The organism is Legionella sheltonii (genome assembly GCF_026191355.1).
GTDB classification, from domain to species: Bacteria; Pseudomonadota; Gammaproteobacteria; order Legionellales; family Legionellaceae; genus Legionella; species Legionella sheltonii.
On the sequence record NZ_JAPHOQ010000022.1, the window covers coordinates 1 to 21647 of the forward strand.

Below are 21647 nucleotides of genomic sequence, written 5' to 3' on the forward strand. Positions count from 1 at the left end.
TGCTATTTCGATAAATTTTTTTCGAGCATCGATTTCATTTGCGTTGTCGCTGATTTTTCCTAATAACAACATTTCACGAAAATGAAAAAGCTGAATCATTTGTATGGAAAGATTTTCTGCTTTATCTTTAATTAGTTTTGAAAAACCATCTTCTTTCTGGAATTCACGTTCAAATTCTTCTTTGGCTTTTGATTTATCCCCTGAGTAGGAACTAATAAATGAATCGTACAGTATTTTAGTTGTTAATGCTGCCAACGCAGCTGAAAATACACCACTTGCGGTTTGTTCCACTATGGAGCGAGAGTCCCCTGAGCCTAAACCCATTAGCTCTTTGACCCAGCCGATTGGGCTAGTACTGAATACTTTCATTGCTAAAAATACAGCGGATCCAAGCCCTCCTCCAGCTAGTGCAGCCAGAGCGCCACTACCAATTTTTTCTGCGATATTAGGGGAATTAGTCACCTCATTAAGATAACTATTTTCCAATGTTCTTACTTCTGCAATTTTTTCGACCCATGCCCCTATTATTTCTGGGTCTTCTAATGATTTATTTTTTAAACGAAGGTGAGCCACCATCTTTGATTGCAGTAACTCTTTGTGATTTTTTTGTATCAACGTAATTATTTTTTTTGCTTTGTCAGGTAGTAAAGCCATACCAATACCAACGAAGGAACATAATTATGTTTAATTTTAGACAAATACTATTAAGTGAACATTAAAGAACAACAAAAAGCATAATGTTCTTAATTTAAACATATTGTTTGCGAAACCCGTATGGGTCGGTATGGAATGGTACGTGCAGAAAAAATGGACTATCTATAAAAGCTTAGGATTACAAAAAATTCTTTATGAAATTCAATCCGAAAGGAAACTACTCTAATGGACAAATTCAGGAAAAAAGCAGGTATAGATACAATCCTGGTTGCGAGTAACCAGGATTTCAACTTGATTCTCATACACTGAATTCAAATATAGTAACTCTGCTCCTCGATTTTACCTAGTAGGTTTTCGTGCAATCTATGAAAGCTAGAGGAGCAATCTACTACTTTCTTACTGACTCAAACATCCAGGAATGAAACAGCCTCTATCCGGCTAAGGTTGTTAGCATGCTTACCCAATGATCCACATTATCATTTAATGCTTGTACCGGTAGGCGCTCATCTCGGCCATGTGCACGTAAATCTTCAGGACTGATCACCCAAGTACCATTTACGCCATAAACAGGAATACCAACTATACGAAAGGGTCGCGCATCCGTTGCACCTGTACTCATACTCGGAATGATAGGTGCATCAGGAAAACGAGCATGAATGGATTTTTTATAGGCACTCAGGACATCGTGTCGCAATGGAGAATCTAGCGAGGCAACATGATCATCCAATCGTGTCACTACAATATTGGGATCAGCAACAATTTGTTCAAGCTCCTTCTTTATCGTCTCAGGTGAAACACCGGGCATAAGACGACAATTTATAGTTGCTTGTGCTAGCTGTGGTAAAGCATTATTGGCGTGTCCAGCAAATAATCGGGTTGCAACACAACGAGTACGTGTTAGACCTACCTCACCAGGATCCGCCTCAATGACATCAGCTGCTTTGCTATCAGATGGGTTTTTCAACCAGGCTCTCATAGCACCGCCTAACGCATTCGCTTCTGATTTTTCTCTCGCGGCAAAATAAGCTCGTGTGGTTTCGGTCATCATCGGCTGAAAGCGATAAGCCTCCAGACGTTTTAAAGCATCAGCTAGTTGATAAATAGCATTATCGGCTCTGGGTTTTGAAGAATGTCCACCAGAATTGCGAACTGTGAACATATAATCAGTGTATGTTTTTTCAGCAGTTTGAATCTCAAATCCAAGCGGATGATTATTTGTATCAAATGCTCCACCACCAGCATCTGCATTTAATCCATATTCGGCATTCAGCAAATCTTTCCATTCAGTAGCTCCTTTTTGTGCACCAACACCACCTGTTTCTTCATCTCCTGTAAAAAAGACAATGATATCGCGTTTATTTTGAAAACCCTGTGCCTTGAGCTTCATGATGGCTACTGTGGTTGCTACCAGACCGTCTTTCATATCAATTGTTCCACGGCCATAATAATAACCATCCTTTTTAACTAAAGTGAATGGAGCCATGGACCAATCGTCTTTTTTTGCTTCAACAACATCCATATGTCCCATAACCATAATGGGTTTCTCAGCAGTAGGAATCGCAGCTCGCCAACGCACAATTAATGCTGCAGTTTGATTGTAAGGTATAATATGAATGTCTTTATCAGGAATACCTGCAGCACGAAATTGATCAGCAAAATATTGTGCCAACTCCGGTACATGATTCTGTCCGACTACAGTTGGAACCTTTACTGCGTGCTCCAGCATTTGTTCGGCTTTGGCATACCAAAAATCAGTGTCCAATTGATTGGACGCATAAGAACTTGTGATACACGATAAGGCAACCGTAACTCCCAAAAGATGGCGGGTAAAAATCTTCATAGCAATCTCCATTAAAATATCTTCTGTCTTTATATAACTGGAGAGGATAACATGTAAACCCTGATAGTGAGCATCGCAGGATTGACTATACGGGAATGACTCGGTACATAAGAACGACTTGAACCTTAAAAAACCGAATTAAATTTTTTAAGAGCTCACACCGCACACCAAAACGGGTTCTTCTTCATGGCGTTCGTTTTTATTTCGTTCTGCCTTGAGGGGTTGAGACTTTTCAGCAAATAACTTTGATAGATTGTTCATCAGTAAACGTACTGTACGCTTGTTTGGGTTCAAGTTGTTCTTTTTTTCTTGGAGGATTTCCTGTATATCTCCATTAAACTGGCTTTTTATATGGCTTTTAATAGGAGCATCCAGATTTGGAGTATATTCGATTTGTCGTACTCCTTGCTCTACAGCACGTTGATATTCACCGGCTAATCCATCTACTTTAGCCTTCAGGACAACAGCATCGTCAATCATTTTTGCTGTCTCTGTTTTAAAAAAAGCAAAGTACTGAGCTAAAAAATTGGAAATTTTTACGAAGAATCCATCATGCAACTGAACAAAGTCGTCTAAGGTTTGACTTGATTGCTGAAGCTTATTAAGAAAAAGTGCATTTTGTTTTATGGTAGTAAGTAAATTACAACTGGCTTGTACAGCATCTTTCATCATATCATTTGCTTTTTTTAATGCCTCAAGTTGTTCGAAACTTTCACTTGCTAGCCATAGCCTTAGTGATGTATCGCGATTAAAAAAACGATTGTTTATTGCAGCAATTTGACTCTCTTTCTTTTTCAACTTGTTTTGCAAATCCAACAAACATGCGTGCACCAAAGCCTTAAGCTCCATTTTGCACGCACCATCCGAGGTAGCAGGCAGTGTGGAGCCGATTGCTTCTTGCACTGCTTGCGGTGTAGTAGTTCGGTAAACAACTGTGAGCGGAGTAGCCATCCAGCTTATTCCCTGAATAGCCCCTGAAGATAAATTTGGTGACTCAAGAGAAGCCTTCAGTTGCGATATTTTGTCAAGAAGTTGTTGTTTTTGCGTATCTTCTGTATTTTCTAAAAGAAACTGATATAACTTCTTATGTTCTTCGATAAAATCTAAAAAATCTTTTCTTCCAATAATTTTCTTATCATTTTCATCTAATGCTATGAGTAATTGACTCACTTTTTCTATTTCTTCATCAAGCTCGACTTTTTTCCTTCGCGACTCATAGATGCTGAAAATTCCTGAAGAAACTTTTTCTATCTCTGCTTCAAGCTCAGTAAGGCTCTTAAAAATATTTTGATTTACTTGCTTTACCTCTGATGGCAGCAACCTAGGGGCTCCCGGTGCACCGTGTTTATGTACGGCACCTGTTTTTGTGGGCTTCACTTTGATTAAAGGACTGAGACCTAATACCTTTAGATAACGTTCCTTCAAGAGATCTTTAACTGGCTTTAAGGGATCAACCTCATCAATTTTTTTTGCTTCCAGTTCTGGATGATTTAACCGCTCTATTCTTTCTTCTATTTTTTGCAAAAAGAAGTCAACTTTAGCTTTGATTACATTTAGATCAAAAAAAGCGGAAATCACGAGTTGCGCTCTCCAATCTATTTGCGCAATGGCTACCTTAATAAGGTGGCATAACATATATGAAGAAAACATAAATGTTTTATAGTGATTTTGATCTGTAAAAGGCTGTGTATTTAAAAGAAATAATTTTTCAATATTTCCAATTAAAGTAAAAACATTTTCCTTGGTGTTATTTTTCCAGTTCTCATACAAGTTAGATGCGATCAGACTGGAGTGAACAAGTATTTTTTTTTCTTTTGCCGCTGATTCTGGTAGTTGTTCAATTGCTTCATCAATAAATAGTTTGGCAAAAACGATTATTCCATAGGTGCGTGCTTTAAGTTGCTCAAAATCTTTAAATTTTTGCTCTGCATTGACTTGGATTGTTTCAAGATTATCTACTGAACTCACATAGTCGCTAATCAGCATTGCAGAGTCGAGGATGTTTTGCTCTTTATCGCTTTGGCTTCCACGCCATTGTTTAAAACGTTCTCTTTTACTTTGCATAACGCCTTAGTGGATTCGTTAAATGGCTCTTAACTACATTCTACAAAAACATCGATTAAAATAAAACCATAATATCTATCAATTGCACCCAAACGAACCCAATCCAAAACAAATGAATGAGAAGAGAGAATGGAATGCAAGTACCTTCAAAATCAGCTATTCTAAATTCATAAGTCTAAGGAGAAACAAATATGCCATCAAAAAAAGGAATCTACCTCTTTACTCTAATCGGTTTACTCCTTGGATTTGCTGTTGATGGGTTAATTCGAAATGAAATTACCAAAATATTCGATTATGCCTTAATCGGTCTCTTTGGCCTTTTATACGCACTGGCTTATAACAACAAAAATTGCGTACGCTTGGTTGCAAGCAGCTTCTTAATCGCCTTATTTTTGTCTTTGCCCTTGCTCCCTATAGAGGCGCGTTTTACCTCTTTACCTCTGGAGCATTGGTTTACATTCTTATGCGCCTTTCCAATATTTGTTTATGTAGGTCATTCATTTCACTATGCATACCATCATGACAATACTTGGCGTATCAGCTATAACAGTTTATTTGCTGCCGTATGGAATACTATTCTTTTACTTTTTGTTGCTTCGGTGTTTTCTGCCTTAGCAAATGTGCTCATTTTATTGGGCGCCTTTATATTCAGAACTGTAGGGAGTGATTACTTATGGAATTTGTACTCCGATAATCTGCATTTTCGTTTGATTTCCCATGTTACCTTGTTTTTTATAGGACTAGGAGTTGGGCAACAAAATATCCAAATCATTTACAATTTGCGCTTTTTATTGTTAAGAATGATGTATTATCTATTCCCGTTTCTAGCAGTCATCAGTATCTTTTATTTTTTCCTTTATTTAGGCCACTCTGTAAACGGTGGTGAAGAATACATTAATCCTCTCGCGATTTTAATCCCTCTCACATTTTTGGGGATTATATTTTTCAATGCATTTTTCCAAGATGGCAGCGTAGAATCAGGAGCCCCTTTTTGGCTGAAATTAATATTACGTATTTATCGTATTATTTTATTTCTTTTGGTTTTAATAATGACTCATAAAATTTTCCTGTCCTATTCCTTAGATGTTAATGTAGTCATTTGTATCATCATGGTGATCTTATTTAGCCTGACTTATGCCATTACCGCCTGGTTGCCTGAAAACAGAGAACAAAAATGGATACGAATAGGAAATATTTGTTCTGCATTATTTTTTATAATAGTGCTCTTTCTATTCAATCTTCCGTATATGCCCATAGTATTTCAGGTAGGTACCCAACCCACCTTATTATCCCTAACATCTCAGTAAGTACCCTACATAGATAAAACTGCATGTCCTTTTCAGGGGGCATGCGTGCATCTTGGGGAACAGTTGGATTTTTTTAAACCAGAAGCGCCCAATACAGCCGTGCAATGAATCAGTGCGAAATACTTACTCCATATCAGGGGTAGGTCTGACATTTCCTAATCGGGTATTTTCCTCAACTACCTGATTAACAAATGTGTTTCCATAACCGATCCAACTCCCTTTTTTAATGGTTGTTCCTGGGCCAATCGCGGTGGACATACCAATAAAAACATTATCTTCAATAACGACAGGAGCAAGAAAAAGTAAGTTGCCTACATCGGAGTGACAACAAATTGACACTCCACCACCAAGAGTGACATTTTTTCCTATAGTAATTAAAGGACAATCAACAAAATCTATGTCAAACGAATTGACTATTTGAAAGGAAACTTTAGCACCTAGCGCCCGCCAGTAACAAAACTTCACCACGTTGAAGGTTTGCAGTAAAGGGTTCAGCCCAATTACTTTAGCGGAACGAGTCAGCGCAAAATGACAAAACCAAGCAAAAGTCATTTGATTCATTTCTCGTTTATATCGACCTGGTTTTAAATGAGGCAAACACAGTCTAATCGCTGCAATAATCAGAATAAACGAGGCAAATAAAACAAAGGGAGCCAAGGGAAGAACAAACCACGTCTGAGCATATCCATGATAAATAAATAAGCCGGTTATGCTAAAGGCAGCTACACCGGGCATCAAACTAAATAAGATGGATACCAAGTCAATAAGAATCAGCATCGACGGTGATAATTCGGTCTTTGCTGGTGCTTTTTTTGCCTTGGTTTTATTTTTCTCGGTCATAACATGAGTTCCTTTTATAAAAGCCTGGGAGAATGCCCCGAAGAGGCACTGTCATTAAATTAAAAAAAAGGACAGTGAGCCCAGGGGATTCACTTTTCATTATCATCAATAAGCAAAGAACCTATTTATTTTCCGGTAATAACTTGCTGAGAAATTAACTTAGGTTTTGTCTGTGCATGATTATCTGCCAATAGTTCATCTTTCGACAATTGCAATAAAACCATGGGTAATACCTCTTTAGTCATCACACCATGTGCATAAGATTCATTGATTTGCATTAAGCGCTCGTGCATACGCGCTAATAACGCATCGGATATTTGAATTGCATCGTCAGTGACAAAAACAATTCTATTGCCTAAACGATTGCGTGCAAAATACCAATGCGGTTCAATGTCAAAAGAAATATCGCTCAGCATGTTTTGCAATTCAGAACCTGAGACAGAACAACTTTCTAACTTTACCATTTGGGTTTTATAACAAAATTCAAGTCGTGGTGCTTTATTCAAGAAACCGGTGCATTTCACTACATCTTTTAACTGATAACGAATAAAGCCCATTGCTGTGGTTAAGAATATTTCATATTTTTTACCCGGCTCTAACTCCCAACATTGCAAAAGATTTTCTTTCTTAATCATATTGCCCTCTTCAATAAACTCCACAATATGGGCACCAGGATGCAAAAAACCACCTGGTTGATTGTCTATAGGGACAGTAAGCCATCCTTCAGTAGCAGAAAAAGTGCCATCAACCATGCCAACTCCTGGTCCTAACAATTTTTGCAATTGAAGCGCAGGATATTCACAAAGACCGGAAATCCAGCAACCAACAATACTTAAAGAAGGCCAAAATTCTTTAAAGGAGCTAGGCTCCTGTTGGAGCAGCTGCTGTAAATAACGTCGACGTTTTCTTGTAATTTGAATTGGAGGCAAAAAATCAGGAACCGGTTTTTCCCCTAATAAATAGGGTAAAAAATATTTAAAGTCGTTACGACAACGCTCAAAAAAAGCATCAATAACCATAGGAGTTACAGCAAACAATGCACTCAGATCCGTTGCTAAAGCATATAAAGCAGACCATTGTTCATAGACTTCGGCATTATCGAATACTTCATCAGGCAACGCATAAAAACGTTTAATAAAAGAAGGTAAATGACGATAGTTAAAATTGCTAATCCAGCCTGAAGGAGTGCCAGCTGGAGATGTTTTATGCGAATCGACTGCGGCCAAATACACTATTTTTTCTTTAAACAAACCAGGAACGCGTTGAGTCAAGGTATAAATATAAGGGGGCATCGTGCGCTGAAACTGCGTCTGAAATGACGTGGTGATTGGGAAAAACTTTCGAACGCCTGAAGTTCCCGAAGTCTCTGACCAAAAAAGTAATTTTTCTCCATTAAAAGGTTGAATATGGCTGTGTTGAGCAGCCAAAAGCGCTGCCTCATAATCGTCATAAGTCGTAATGGGAAAATCATCGAGACTTAAGATTGGGCTATTTTGTAACAGAGCCTGCCAATAGGAGGATTTTTTTAATAAAGGAACGATCTCTTGATTCCATAAACGTTCACGAGAACGCTCAGGATATTGGGTATCCTCAATAAAAGCCTGATATTTTTTTCGGGTAATTGCTGCAATAAGTATTCTTTTCCAATTCATTCCTATTACTGGCCAAAATGAATGCGATGCGAAATGATAACCTCAAAAATTCAAGTTGGCGAGGCACTTTTCTAGGTTAGGCGGGTATTGTTATTGGAATCACCGAAAATAATTTATGTTGCTCGTAAAATTGCGATAAACTGCCCGCCATAGATTCTTGCAGTCTGTTATCAATACTTGGATATGAATTTAATTTGTTAATAATTAATTGAATTGCCAACTGAATCCAGTCTATGCCCAGTAATTCTTTAGCCATCAATTCCTGATTAAAATGCCAAAAGTGAAGGCAGCAACTTGCTGCAAAAATCCAGCAATATTGCTCTGCTAAGCGAAATGCAGCCAAGCTGCGTGGGTCAAATTGTTTTTGCTCATGCAAAGAAACAATTTTGCGATCCAATCGAGTAAGCTCAGCACGAATTGCATGAATTAAGGGATTGATGTGTTCCGACTCTAATACGGATAAACCCGCTAAAATATCGTCTTCTGCATGCGTAAAAAGGCCTAGGCGATCTAGAGAAAACTCGGAGCAAACACAATTGAGATTAAAAATAGACTCCAGTTGGGTTAACTGACTTGGAAGGCAACTTCCCCTCATCCTGGCCTGCGGTAATAAACTTCCTGCAATCACGGATAAATTAACCTGACTACTCCCATCAAATAAACCAATTACTGCGATATCGCGTCTGATTTTCTGAAACATGGCCCACTCGGTTGTACGCAAATAAGCCCGAGCCCCCATTACTATGCTACATTCTTCGACAATTTCTTCAGTTATTTTGGGAATGAGAAATTTAATAATAGCTGACCAAAAAGAGAGTTGTTGAGGCATTACCGAACTCGCACGAGCCACAGCTAAAGCCGTGCAATCGGCGATGAGTAATTGCGTAAACTGTTCTCCTAGCCGTTGTTTTACCGCAGGAATTTCATATGCAGCCTTCCCATATATTTGTCTTTGCTGGCTAAATGAAAGCGCCAAGCGTAACGCTGTATCTGCACCGCCAACAGAAAAAGAAGCACATAAAGTTCGTGAAACCTGCAATGTTTTATAGATAATTTCCAATCCGCGTTGTTTATCACCAACTAATGCATCTTGGGGCAAAAAAGCCTGTTCCAAAGAAAAACCACTAATATCCAACCCTCTCACCCCATGTGTAGGGAGCTTAGGGGTTGGCATGAAACCGGATTGTAGTTTAGATTTATTCAGAAAAAAAACCGAGAAGCCTAAGGGCCCTCCCCGTTCATGAGTTCGACAAAGAAGGGTAATATTTTCTCCCTGAGTAGCAAAATTAATGCACCATTTTCTTCCGGATAATTCCCACCCATTCTGAGAAGGTTGGGCTACGACTTCATTGGCCATGATATCAGAACCGTGTTCTTCCTCCGTCAACGCACATGCCGTAATTTCACCACGTCGAAAAGAGGCCGCCAGCTCTTTTTTCTGCTTTTCATTTCCTGCTATCCAAAGAGGTAAAGCACCTAGGAATGGCAATCCTAGGGCTATGCCTGTGGTTAAATCGCGTCTACATATGGATTTAACCAAAAAATATCCCACATCTAGCGAATTAAACTTCCCCCCAAGATACTGAGGAATGAGATAATCCATAAAACCCCATTGCTGAATCCGCTTAATTTGCTTCCAGGCAAGCTGTTCTTGCTCATCGTAGTGCAAGCTTTCTTGAAAATTGATCGGGCTATCTTGTTGTTCAGGATTGCCTAAATAGGTCTCAAACGAATGAATTAATTGCAGTAAATCGTGGTAAGAAGACATGATGATCCTTACTAAATTGTAGCGTGTGATACCCTCACCCCTGCCCCTCTCTCGAAACGGGAGAGGGGATTTTCGTTCTTCCCTCGCCCCTGTGGGGGAGGAGAAAAGATTTCGTTCTTCCCTTCGCCCCCGCGGGGAGAAGGTGCCCTGAGGGGTTCTACTTACCTATTCTTGCTCAAAAAAAGAGAGCGCTTTCTACACTATAGAATGTCGTGCAATGGGCAGATCATCCATCTTGCGATATAAGTATTCCAAATGTTGCGCCAAACGACCACGTATTTGTTCGGCAGTAATGAGTTCATCAATCAAACCCGACACATAGGCATCCCTTAACGAGGGGTCGAGGTGCAGGGCATCCGTTTCACTCGATTGTATTTCGGCAGAGACTTGTCCATCCGTGCTTTGCACTTTTTTTGTGGTCTCTTTACCCATAACACCAAGAGTAGCAGTTTCTAAAGCCAAGACGAGATCACCTTGTTGCGATGCGGTTTGCATCATGAGAAAAGCCGCTGCCCCATAGCATTTACGAACAATCACACTCATTCTAGGCACTCGAGTTTGCATGGCCGCACATAATCTGGCCCCATGTTGCAATAAGCCCTTTTGCTCTTCCCGTTTTCCCGGCATAAAACCAGGAACATCAATTAAAGTCAGTATGGGAATTCGATAAGCATCGCATATCCGGATAAATTTAGCTGCTTTTTGCGCAGCATCAGAATCAATTGCACCACTAAAACGAATACTTTGATTAGCAACAATCCCTACCGCATACCCATGGATACGTACAAAAGCACAAATCATGGCTTGTCCATAGGTGCTTTTGTATTGCCATACTTCTGAATTATCCACAATTGCCTGAACCAAATCGAGCATATTAAACGGCACTCTGGGATCAGTTGGGACATTGGGCAAAGCATGCATGGGTTCCAGGACTGCATGCCTCGGCGGGCATTCTCCATTATGTGATGGAAAAAAGTGGAGCATTTTTTTTACCTGGTTTATTTGTGCGGTGATACTGTCATCAACAAAATCGGCAATCCCAGTAGTATTTGCATGCATTGCTGTACCACCCAGTTCCCCCATACTGACTTTTTCACCGATTGCTTGTTGAACTACCATAGGACTGGTAACCATTAAATAGCTACGATGCTTATTAAAAAAGAGCAAATCCATCAACACAGCAGAATAAGCAGGTGCACCTAAAGTTGGAGCAACAAGCACTGCAAACTGTGGAACAATACCCGATAAATTAATATTGCGTGCAATAATTTGAGTGTATTCATCACCACTTAACAAATTCTCTTCCAAAGAAATACCAGGGGAAGCTAAAAAGGCGATGATAGGGATGCGTAAGTCTTTGGCTCTATCCATAAGGCGTAGAATCTTTTTTGCACCTTGGCTGGTAATATATCCTCGATTCACTGAATGATTATGAGCATATATTGCAACTGGTCTATGGTTTACTTTAGCTAAACCGGTAATCACTTCAGCCCCAAATTGTATGTGGACTTGATCATTAGGGGCATAATCAGTAAGCAATGGAAGAAAACTATGCTCATCAATGAGACTTTCTATCCATTTCATCGTGGTTTTATCAACAGACGATGAGGGCATCTTTCACTCAGCATTAAGTTAAATTTGTGCAAAATAATACACTTCGTCATTAATAGGGTCAAATTATCTAAAAAAACGGTTATAATGACTCGCATTAAATTCTTACAGGTACTCTATGGAAATTCTCTCCCCCAATATTCGTTTTGATATTAGTGCGGCATCCCGTGTTCTTCCAAATTCTCTTCCAGTCACTAATCTGGATATTTTAAAAAACTTCCCAAGAACCTCCAGCCACTCATTATCTTTTTTAGAGAAATTTGCTGAAAAAATTGGGGAGGAGTTTGGTTTTTATTCTCGTTATTGGTGCCATAAGCCTTGGGAGTCTTTAGACAAATCCAGAACATTGACTTCTGAATCATTAGCCACTGAGGCAGTACAAAAACTGCTTGCACAGTTCACCCCGCCCAAAATAGATGCTTTTTTATTGGGGTCTACCACCAATAAACGATTTACGGGCTCACAAGCTGCAGCTGTTCTCGGAAGCTTGGGAGTAGATGCCCCTGCTTATGATTTGAAAACGGGTTGTTCCACTTCCTTATCTACACTTCATCTTGCCTATGCGTTAATGGCTTTAGGGTATAGTAATATCTTGGTCAGTTGTGCTGAGACATTATCCAAAGTAATCGACCCTGAAAATGAAAAAACCTGGATAGGTTTGGCTGATGGTGCTGCCGCCTTGTTGATGGAAAAAAAGGAAACTGGTGCCTTCACCGTTGAAAAAACTTTTTTTTCTACGGAGGGAAAATACGTTGAAGCATTTACTACTCAGGGTGTTTTTCCGCCCACCCAAGAACAGATTGATACCATAGGTTATCATTTAATTGGCGATGAATCCCTAATGAAAGAACTGGCCTATGTTAAGTACAAGCAGATGCTGGACCATTTACTCCCTACCAAAGAGGACAGAGAAGCCATCACCTGGATCATACCTCATCAAGTGAATCGTAAACTAATCACCCACCTTCTTGAAGAAAATCAAATAATCAATAAATCCATAATTTGGGATTCCGATACGATTGGTAATCTTGGTGGTGCATCGGTTCTTTATTCTTTAGCAAGAGCGGTCGAGGAAAAGATTTTCGACCGCCCTGGAAAAATACTCATGATGAGTGTTGGAGGCGGACTCTCCTACGCAGCACAGGTTCTCCAATTTCATAAGCCATGAGGTTTTCTGCGATGAATAAAGAGATTTTTAATTGTATCTCACTAGCAGATGCAATTCAGTACCGAGCCCTTCATACTCCGGAAAAGGTGAGCTGTACTTTTGTAAATAGAGATTTAGAAGAAAAAATAACTTATGCTGAGCTGGACGAACGTGCAAAAGCCATTGCCGCACGCTTACAAGCTCAAGGAGCAAAACCTGGGGACAGGATCTTATTATTATTTTCCCCTGGTTTGCCTCTGATTCAAGCTTTTTTTGGTTGTCTTTACGCAGGGTGTATTGCGGTACCCATTTATCCCCCTGCACAAGCAAAATTATTAGATAAGGCACATCGCATCATTCACAATGCAAAACCGGTATGTGTCATTATGACGGCAGATCATTTGGTAAAATTTGCCGCTCTGGATAAACAAGGAAAACCACATTTGGATGACGTTCCGTGTCTCGCCATAGACACCATAGAATCACAAATGAGTGTGCTGTGGCGACCACCGCTGATTCGAAAACAGGATATTGCTTTTCTGCAGTACACCTCAGGCTCAACGATGCATCCTAAAGGAGTGATTATTACTCATGGCAATTTGTTGGATAATATTCACAAAATTTACCATGCTTTTCAGTTAAACGAAGAAACCATTTCATTCAGCTGGCTCCCACCTCATCATGATATGGGATTAATAGGTTATATTTTGACTCCCCTTTATGCGGGTGTTTCAACTTATCTGATGTCCCCTTTTTCTTTTTTACAAAATCCGCTTTCCTGGTTACAAAACATTAGCAAGTACAGAGTAACCATTAGTGGCAGTCCTAATTTTGCTTACGATTATTGTGTGAAACGCATTAAAGAAGAAAAAAAAGAGGGTTTGGATTTAAGTTGCTGGACCATTGCCTCTAATGGTGCTGAACCGATTAGAAAAGAAACTTTAGAACACTTTTATCATGCCTTTAAAGATTATGGGTTTCGCAAAGAAACCTTCTACCCTTGTTATGGATTGGCTGAAGCAACTTTATTAGTCACAGGTCATGTCCCTGGTACACCCTATCGCACACTCACCTTAGCTAAAGAACAGTATCAGGATCATCGCGTCCATTTTGCTGAAGAAGCAAATCCACATAGCCACAGCCTAGTCAGTTGCGGCCAATTGCTGCAAACAGTCAAAATTGTTGATTCAGAAACACACACCCTCTGTGATAATGATCAAATCGGGGAAATTTGGGTGCAAAGCGCCAGTGTTGCTCAAGGTTATTGGCAACAAGAAGAAGAAACACAGCACGCATTTCAAGGCAAAATTCATGATGATCCCAGTAATCAAGTTTATTTAAGAACGGGTGATTTAGGTTTTGTACATGAAGAGGAACTTTATGTGACTGGCCGCATCAAAGATTTGATTATCCTCTATGGAAAAAATCATTATCCACAAGACATAGAATACTCCATCTTACATGCGCCAGTGCACGAATCTCTGGGTAAATGTGCTGCTTTTGTCATACAAACCGGACATGAATACGAACTTACCGTCATGTGTGAGATAAAAAATCGTTTTATGACACCAGAGGAACGAGAAACCTTGTTTCATAACATTTTTGAACTGGTTTATCAGACTCATCAACTTGAAATTCATAAGATTATTCTTATTCCACTTAAGGCAATGCCGCATACTACCAGCGGTAAAATTCGTCGAAATTTCTGTCGCAAACACTTATTGGATAGTACACTGCCTATCATCTCTAGCTGGCGATTGAATAAGATTGAGGGTTAATATATGCAATTTTTGGCTCAAGATTCTCCAAATAAAGTTGCGCTAAGTTTTGAGAAGCACCGTTTAAGTTTTGCTGAGCTAGCAACAGCAATCAAAACAATGTCCTTGCAATTAGAGAAACTTCCACCAGGAATACTGATTTTACAAGCAACGCCTCAACCCCTATTTGTGATTCAATTATTAGCTGCTTTAACTATCGGAAAACCCGTAGCACTTTTTCCCCCTCAAGAATTGGACTGGCAAAAACGGGCTATTTTAAGCACGAGCATGACTGTTAATGAACATGGTGAACTTATCGAAATATGCGAAAACAAGGGCATCACGCATCATCCCCAATTAGCCTTAGTACTCTTTACCTCAGGGAGTACAGGACAAATGAAAGCAGTACAACTTTCTCTAAAAAATATCAGCGCCAATTGTCGAGCAGTTATAAGCGCCCTTGAGTTTTCTCAAGTTGAGGATCAATTATTATTTTTACCTTTGTCCTATTCTTTTGGCTTGTTAGGCCAATTACTCCCAGGGTTAATTGCAGGCATAACGACTAAACTGATCCCACAATTTACTGACATCAAAACTTTATTAGAAAGTGGCAAAGTGCCGCAAATGTGGAGCGGGGTCCCCTCTCATTGGGTTGCGATGAGTAAAATGGCTGCATTGTTTCCTGAAAGTGCTGCAAAAATAAAGGCGGTTGTCTCTGCAGGAGCCCCTTTGAGCATTTCATTACGGGACAACCTGGTGCATACCTTTCCCAAAGCAATAATTTACAATAATTACGGGTTAACAGAAGCCTCGCCTCGCGTGCTCACTTATTCCAGCAAAGACCCTTCATTTCTTGAGGATTTTGCCGGTTACCCCATTGGTGATTGGCAATTACGTTTGTCAGAAGACAATGAATTGCTCATTAAAGGCAGTCAATTGATGTTAGGGTATCTGGGGGGGGAGGAACAACAATCCCGTATCCAAGATGGCTGGTTTTTAACTGGCGATTTAGCCGAGCAATTACCTTCGGGTTTAATCGCAATTAAAGGACGCCGAGATCACATTGTGAATATAGCAGGGGAGAAGGTCAATTTAATTGAGATAGAACATAAAATTTGTCAAATTAATGGGATTAAAGAAGTGATTGTCTTACCTTTGGCTGATGAATTGTATGGTATCCGCTTACTTGCCTGTATGGAACAAGGTTGTTTTGCCCCCAATATCACGGAGCAAATGCTTACCGAACAATTAAAACAACAATTTTTACCCAGAAAGCTTCCAATTAGTGTGCGATTACTTGAAAAATTGCCGCGTAATCAACACGGAAAACTGGATAGAAAAAACCTACTTTTAAGTCAGAAGGATAAAATCCATGCTCACTGAACGCATTCGCAATACTTTGGAAAAGATTGGGCTTACCCATCTTCCCCAAGATACATCCGCCTCATTGGAACAAGGCGGCCTGGATAGTTTAATGTTGGCCCTGCTTATTATCGAGTTGGAGCGTGAGTTTAAACTAAAAATCCCGGTTATGCCTTTAGTAAAAGAACATTATGTATCGATAGATAGTATTGAAAAACACTTAGTTGAATTGGGGGCACAATGAATCTTTTGCTTACTGGAGGCTCCTCAGATATTGCCCTGGCTATAGCCAAAAGAAGGCTGCAATTAGGTGACCGCATCATCATTACTTGTTCCACTAAAGAAAGCCTGGATAGAACATTGGAACACTATAAACAGCACGAGATGCATGTAAGCGGCTTGGTATACAACTTTTCCAATCCGGAACGCAGTACAGAAGATCTGCAGCATCTGCTGCAAGAGCCTTTAGATGGTGTCATCCTGAATGCCTTTACACGGGTAAACCAACTCCGTAAATTACATGCTTTATCCTATCCTGCCTTACGTACTTATATTGATGATAATGTCCATGGCAATATCTGGTTGATTCATCAGTTATTACCCGCATTTTTGGCCCATAAATTTGGTCGGTTGATTCTGATTTCCAGCCTTTCGGCAATTACAGGAACCAGTCGTTATGGCGCTTATTGTGCGACCAAAGCCGCATTAGAAGGATTGTTTTTAAACCTGGCCGTTGATTACAGCGCCAACAATATTTTATCCAACATCGTCCGTGTTGGTTTGATTAAGACATCCAGAACCGAACAATTTTGGAAGCGACCTGCTTATCAAGAAAAAATGGCCCAAATTATTCCGCAAGGCATGATGGGAGAACCCGATCAAGTGGCAGAGGCGATGGATCCCTTATTATCCAGCACCTCATTTATGACAGGCTCCGTGATTACAGTCAGCGGTGGTTTACCACTAATGCGTTCTGAAGGAATATTATCATCATGAATTTATTGTATGCTGAAAAAAATATATACCTTAAAGGTCCGTTCGCTGCATTGCCCGAAAAGATTATGAGCAATCAAGAAGTGCTCCAATGGATGAATAGTACACAAAGCCCAACACTGGTCAGCTTCTCGACAGGAATTCGCAACAGGCGTTGGGTTAATGAGGATCAAGCATGCAGTGATTTGGCTGTACTTGCTGCAGAAAAGCTATTTGCAGCGAAGCCTGTAGAAAAAAACAAGATCAACCAAATTATCCTGGCTACGATTTCCGGAGACTATCTTGCTCCACCTACTAGCCCGCTCGTGCAATACCGTCTTGGATTAACAAATACCGGTGCTTTTGACATTGGAGCAGCCTGTGCAGGCTTTGTAGTTGGTTTACATACAAGTGCCGCGATTGCTCAAGCGAGCATGGGATCCGTTTTATTAATAGCCAGTGAAATTCGTTCCAAATTTTTAAATAAAAATAATTTTGCTACGGGAGTTCTTTTTGGCGATGGTGCCGCCGCTTGTGTGGTGTCCACCGATAAAGAACATGCAGAATTCCGTTTTATTGCTTCTGCGTTGTTTGCCGATGGAGAAGTAAGCGATACCGTATCTACTCCTGCAGGAGGCTCGAGACTGCCCGCCGCACAGTGTACAAACCCTGAACTTTTTTATATTACGATCAAAGAAAATACAGCATTATTTGTCAAAGCAGTACACGGAATGGTTGATGGAGCTGAGGAGTTTCTCAAGGCATTAAATCTGACTGCTGCTGATATTCAATGGCTGGTACCTCATCAAGGTAATAAAAATTTAGTTTTATCGGTTGCCAAACAATTAGGTTTTCCTGAAGAGCGTATTGTCAAAACCGTCGAAGAAACCGGTAATACCTCCGGTTCAAGTGTAGGCATTGCTTTGGATTACCTGCGCGAACATGCTGAGATTAAACCCAAAGATAAAGTGTTATTAGTCGCAGCGGGTGGAGGAGGCATTGCCGCTTGCGCCCTTTTAGAGGTGATTTAGTATAGCCCTGGGTTAGGCGAGGCCGTAACCCGGGAATGTGTAATTTAAACCCCAGGTTACTATTTATTAAAATTTAAACTTCGAACTAAACCAAAATTCAGCCAAAGGCGTTCCCTTATAATGTGCTAAATGAAAATGGAAAAACTCTTGCGCTGCCTTCAGCTTATTGCTTTGTGCGAGACAGATAAAATACATCTGGGCAATGATTTCTGATTGCGCATCGCTACCACCGATTTCCGTGCGTCTTGAAATACAAGGTGTCATGAAATCGCAGGCTGTTTGAAAATCGTTGTTTACAAAAGCATAAATCCCTTTGCTCAAGGGCAATATCACGGAAAGCCAAAGCGTTTGATTATATCCCTTCGCCAGAGTTTTAGCATAAGTTTCAATTGATGACAGAGCTTTCCGCACTGCATCTTCCTGACCTAAACGAGAAAGACAATAAATGTAATGAACTGTATTAAAACCAGTATAGTGCATCAACGGATGTTCATTGAGATATGAGGCAAGCACATTGAATCGATCCAAATGCGGTAACCCCGCCATATCCAAACGCCATAATAATGAAATGGCATCGATTTGCTCGGTTATAATTTCCGGAGAAAGACCAAAAATTACAGGATATAGATCCATCACTTTATCTGCTTGACGTAATGCCATGTAGAATAACGCTAAATGCCAACTGTTGTGCCCACGAAGAAGGGATGAGATTTCGTCCCAACTCCCTCGGAAGGTTTCCAAAGCCTCAATTCCCTTGGCAATATTATTTGTATTCAGATAGGTGTGTGCCAAGGTATGATGAGCCCAAGGGGTAATGGGTTCCATTGTAAGCGCTTGCTCAGCCAATTGTTGAGCTGCTGTCACATGTCCTGACAACTCAGCAGCAAAAGAATGCATGGCTATAAAGTGAGATTCATCCTGATTATGTGCCGCAATTCGTTCACAAAAAGCTAAATAGTTGTGGCTGTTATAAGCTTGTCCCGCGCAATAAAATAACCATTCAGCAAATTTTGCCGCCAAAGTGTCACGAGGATATAAAGCCGTTAAACTTGCTAAAATGGTTAAAGCACTTTCATACTCCAAATTCATCCAAGCTTTAACCGCTTGATAGGTTAATTTTTCTCTTAAATTTGCTGTTGGCAATAATTTTTCAGCATGTAATAAATGTTCTTTTGCCAAAGCTGTGGCTGAATCAGTCTGGCCATAAAGATAAAAAGCAGCCGCATAGACTTGAAGGAGTAAATTATCAGGATGATTTTTAACTGCATCTAAAATAAAATGAGGCTCCTTCCCTGCACCTAAGATTTGATGATGAAAGTGATTAATACTTTCTATAACTTGCAACGATTCTGTTGTCACGGCTAAACCACGATTCGTTTCCATATTGTTCCTAAATTCTTCCTCCTTCTTTTTATTATATATGTCTTTAAGAAAAACGGAGAGAAAATAAACACCTCAGAAAAATAAACTCAAGTGGTGATTTGATTGCATCAATTAAGGCCATCAGATAAGCTAACTGGCCAAATCAAGAGGGATAAAATAACGATGAAGAGTCAAAAAGAATTATTCGAATTTTTATGTGAATTGATTGATATTCAAATAAAAAAATATGTTGCATTAGCAAAGTTTGGCGTTGGTCCAGATGCGCGTCTCAATGCAAAACTTGTTTTCGAGGAAGTGAATGAATTATTAGGATTTGCAAAACAGCTTATGGATGACATGGAAAATCAGCAACGAGACAAATCCATTACTGCTGATAGAGAGCAATTTATAGCCCTTTTTAATCAGGTAAAATTTTATATTGAACAAGAATATGTTCGGTCTTATGCAGGATGGTTGCTTGCTGAAAATAACATTCATTCAGAAGTTAAAGAACGAGTAGAAACACAATTAAATCAACTCAAGAAAATAGGACAAGCCGCAGAAATTGATTGTTCTCTTCCTTCGCAGCCAACAACCAAAGTACAAAAACAATGTGAATACGACAGCTGCGCCATTGCGTTTTATATTTTGGATTTGGCAAAAAAAATTAAAGATAATCCGGAGATGGAGCTTCCTGAGAATATCCCTCCTCACGCGCGTATCATATTGAAAAAGAATGCTCAAACTCGTTATTGTGAAGAAAAAATTGCGACACCTATTGAGGAACTTCATAAAAAGTATGATGACTTTTTAAGTCAGTCGGATCTCCAAAAGAGTAGTAGTGTGTTCTCCAAAGAAGAAGCTGAACTCCATCAAAAAACTCATAGGGAAAAATGGGAAAATTTATTTAACCGTTATAAGAGCATTGTCCCCTCTTCGCAATTATTCTCTGCGAACCATGAATGGCATAAGGTTGCTCTCCCTACGACAAAAAAGACATCTGAATCGAGTTACTCATCACGAAATCACATGCTCTTTGGCGGAATTGTTCTCACAGGAACGGTAGCAATTTATATGCTAATGTCCTATTTCATGCAATTGGATAATGAAAACTCCCAGGCCCTGAAGTTTAATTAGGTTGTAGCGGCTGTCTTGAAATAAGCTTTCAAGACAGTTGCTTCATCAAATGAGCCAATCAAACAGGGATGTTACCATTATCAATTCCTGGCTACGCCCGAGTAAAATCAAAGCTTAAAGTGGGGTCTGTCCTCTATGCTCTCATTTTGGACTAAATTGACTGTTTTCTTCGATTCTTTTTTCAGCATCTTTAAAAAGTTTCTCTACTGCTTTGCGAGAATCGGTTTTTAGGCCGAATACTCCTAGTATTTCTGTGGTTCTGCCTTGAGCTTTATTAATAACTTCCATTTCAGGAGAAGTAAGAAATTTTGTCTTTAATTTTTTCACATCCTCTATAGTAGTAACATCCGCTAAAGAATCTTTAAGTGACTTAAGAATGGCTCTCTTTAGAGCGTCTCCTCTTAACTCCTGGTATTCTTTCTTATATTCCGCACAATTAAAATTAGAAGCACTTACTTCACGAAAGGTATGTTCTCTATCCTTTGTACTTCCTGCACGATACTCAGCGATGCTTTCTTGGGCGTTTTTCTTGTGTAGCTCATTTACAAAACTTTTGGGTAATGAAAGCTCTCCTCTTTTACAAAGACTCAATAGCGCTTGGGGATTATCTGATAAGGTTTTGTTCTTGTTTTGATCATACCACTTATCTAAAGCTGATCTCCACTCATTTCTAGGCCTTCCTTCAGGAGGATTGTTGTAGTTGTATACATATATCCATTGATCCCTACCCGCAACGAGAGTACGCTCCTTAAATTTGACCATGCTGGGGTTTGTAGGTTCTAATGTAGCAGCATATTGCTTATAAGGTAAGAAACCTGAATCAAGATCAATGAGTCTGATTCCTTCTGCTGTTGTTAGCATATTTTGGGGACTATTGTGTCGATGGTCATTTGCTAAATCCGGATGCGCATACCCTAACTCATTAAGTTTCTTAAGAGCTAGAATAAATTCTTCGAGCTTTGGCTTTAAACTCTCTTTGGTGAACCCTTTTGGAAGGGCCGTATCTACCTTAGGCATAAAAAATAAAGGAGATTCTTTTTTAGTATTCCATAAACCCAAAACAAAATATTCTTCCAGATTATGCTGTTTAAGTAAAAATTTTTGCTCTAAAATATCCAGGTTTATTTTTATGTCTCTTTCTTT

At 39.6% G+C, this 21647-nt stretch carries 16 protein-coding genes and 1 pseudogene; 8 read left to right on the plus strand and 9 right to left on the minus strand.

Annotated features, from left to right (window positions below; translation table 11 throughout):
* The 3 genes and pseudogenes from OQJ26_RS18475 to OQJ26_RS18485 form a co-directional block, all read right to left on the minus strand.
* Nucleotides 1-654, minus strand: a pseudogene (locus OQJ26_RS18475) (hypothetical protein); the annotation flags it as partial.
* 430 nt (nt 655-1084) lie between these two features.
* Nucleotides 1085-2494: a M20/M25/M40 family metallo-hydrolase gene (locus OQJ26_RS18480; protein ID WP_265705166.1), complete on the minus strand. Its 1410-nt coding sequence runs from the start codon at nt 2492-2494 to the stop codon at nt 1085-1087.
* Nucleotides 2495-2641: 147 nt separating this feature from the next.
* Nucleotides 2642-4558, minus strand: coding sequence for a hypothetical protein (locus OQJ26_RS18485; protein WP_265705167.1), 1917 nt, complete (start codon nt 4556-4558; stop codon nt 2642-2644).
* Between the two features lie 191 nt (nt 4559-4749).
* On the opposite strand from OQJ26_RS18485, the gene OQJ26_RS18490 reads away from it, so the two are divergent.
* A complete protein-coding gene (locus OQJ26_RS18490) occupies nt 4750-5865 on the plus strand; it encodes a hypothetical protein (RefSeq protein WP_265705168.1) in 1116 nt (371 codons plus the stop codon).
* Nucleotides 5866-5988: 123 nt separating this feature from the next.
* Here OQJ26_RS18490 and OQJ26_RS18495 read toward each other — a convergent pair whose 3' ends face one another.
* The 4 genes from OQJ26_RS18495 to OQJ26_RS18510 form a co-directional block, all read right to left on the minus strand.
* Entirely contained in the window at nt 5989-6705 is a 717-nt protein-coding gene (locus OQJ26_RS18495) for a hypothetical protein (protein WP_265705169.1), read from the minus strand.
* 125 nt (nt 6706-6830) lie between these two features.
* Nucleotides 6831-8357, minus strand: coding sequence for a GH3 family acyl-acid amido synthetase (locus tag OQJ26_RS18500; RefSeq protein WP_265705170.1), 1527 nt, complete (start codon nt 8355-8357; stop codon nt 6831-6833).
* Nucleotides 8358-8433: 76 nt separating this feature from the next.
* Nucleotides 8434-10125, minus strand: coding sequence for an acyl-CoA dehydrogenase (locus tag OQJ26_RS18505; protein ID WP_265705171.1), 1692 nt, complete (start codon nt 10123-10125; stop codon nt 8434-8436).
* Nucleotides 10126-10320: 195 nt separating this feature from the next.
* Nucleotides 10321-11739, minus strand: coding sequence for an acyl-CoA carboxylase subunit beta (locus tag OQJ26_RS18510; RefSeq protein ID WP_265705172.1), 1419 nt, complete (start codon nt 11737-11739; stop codon nt 10321-10323).
* A gap of 115 nt (nt 11740-11854) precedes the next feature.
* On the opposite strand from OQJ26_RS18510, the gene OQJ26_RS18515 reads away from it, so the two are divergent.
* From OQJ26_RS18515 to OQJ26_RS18540, 6 genes are read left to right on the plus strand one after another with little or no spacing between them, the layout of a single operon-like run.
* On the plus strand, nt 11855-12904 hold the full coding sequence (locus OQJ26_RS18515) for a 3-oxoacyl-ACP synthase III family protein (RefSeq protein WP_265705173.1): 1050 nt from the start codon (nt 11855-11857) through the stop codon (nt 12902-12904).
* A gap of 11 nt (nt 12905-12915) precedes the next feature.
* Nucleotides 12916-14661 carry a fatty acyl-AMP ligase gene (locus OQJ26_RS18520; RefSeq protein WP_265705174.1) on the plus strand — a complete coding sequence of 582 codons (1746 nt, stop codon included), beginning with the start codon at nt 12916-12918 and terminating at the stop codon, nt 14659-14661.
* 3 nt (nt 14662-14664) lie between these two features.
* Nucleotides 14665-16023, plus strand: coding sequence for a class I adenylate-forming enzyme family protein (locus OQJ26_RS18525; protein WP_265705175.1), 1359 nt, complete (start codon nt 14665-14667; stop codon nt 16021-16023).
* A complete protein-coding gene (locus tag OQJ26_RS18530; protein ID WP_265705176.1) occupies nt 16013-16246 on the plus strand; it encodes an acyl carrier protein in 234 nt (77 codons plus the stop codon). Before OQJ26_RS18525 ends, OQJ26_RS18530 begins: the two co-directional genes overlap by 11 nt.
* Complete coding sequence (locus tag OQJ26_RS18535; protein ID WP_265705177.1) at nt 16243-16998, plus strand: SDR family NAD(P)-dependent oxidoreductase; 756 nt, start codon at nt 16243-16245, stop codon at nt 16996-16998. The genes OQJ26_RS18530 and OQJ26_RS18535 overlap by 4 nt, the downstream gene beginning before the upstream one ends.
* Nucleotides 16995-18005: a 3-oxoacyl-ACP synthase III family protein gene (locus tag OQJ26_RS18540; RefSeq protein WP_265705178.1), complete on the plus strand. Its 1011-nt coding sequence runs from the start codon at nt 16995-16997 to the stop codon at nt 18003-18005. Before OQJ26_RS18535 ends, OQJ26_RS18540 begins: the two co-directional genes overlap by 4 nt.
* Nucleotides 18006-18071: 66 nt before the next feature.
* Here OQJ26_RS18540 and OQJ26_RS18545 read toward each other — a convergent pair whose 3' ends face one another.
* On the minus strand, nt 18072-19388 hold the full coding sequence (locus OQJ26_RS18545) for a tetratricopeptide repeat protein (protein WP_265705179.1): 1317 nt from the start codon (nt 19386-19388) through the stop codon (nt 18072-18074).
* Nucleotides 19389-19550: 162 nt separating this feature from the next.
* Here OQJ26_RS18545 and OQJ26_RS18550 point away from each other — a divergent pair, with 162 nt between their 5' ends.
* Nucleotides 19551-20504 (plus strand): hypothetical protein, encoded by a 954-nt coding sequence (locus tag OQJ26_RS18550; protein WP_265705180.1) that lies wholly within the window; start codon nt 19551-19553, stop codon nt 20502-20504.
* Between the two features lie 141 nt (nt 20505-20645).
* Here OQJ26_RS18550 and OQJ26_RS18555 read toward each other — a convergent pair whose 3' ends face one another.
* On the minus strand, nt 20646-21563 hold the full coding sequence (locus tag OQJ26_RS18555; protein ID WP_265705181.1) for a hypothetical protein: 918 nt from the start codon (nt 21561-21563) through the stop codon (nt 20646-20648).
* Nucleotides 21564-21647 lie beyond the last annotated feature (84 nt).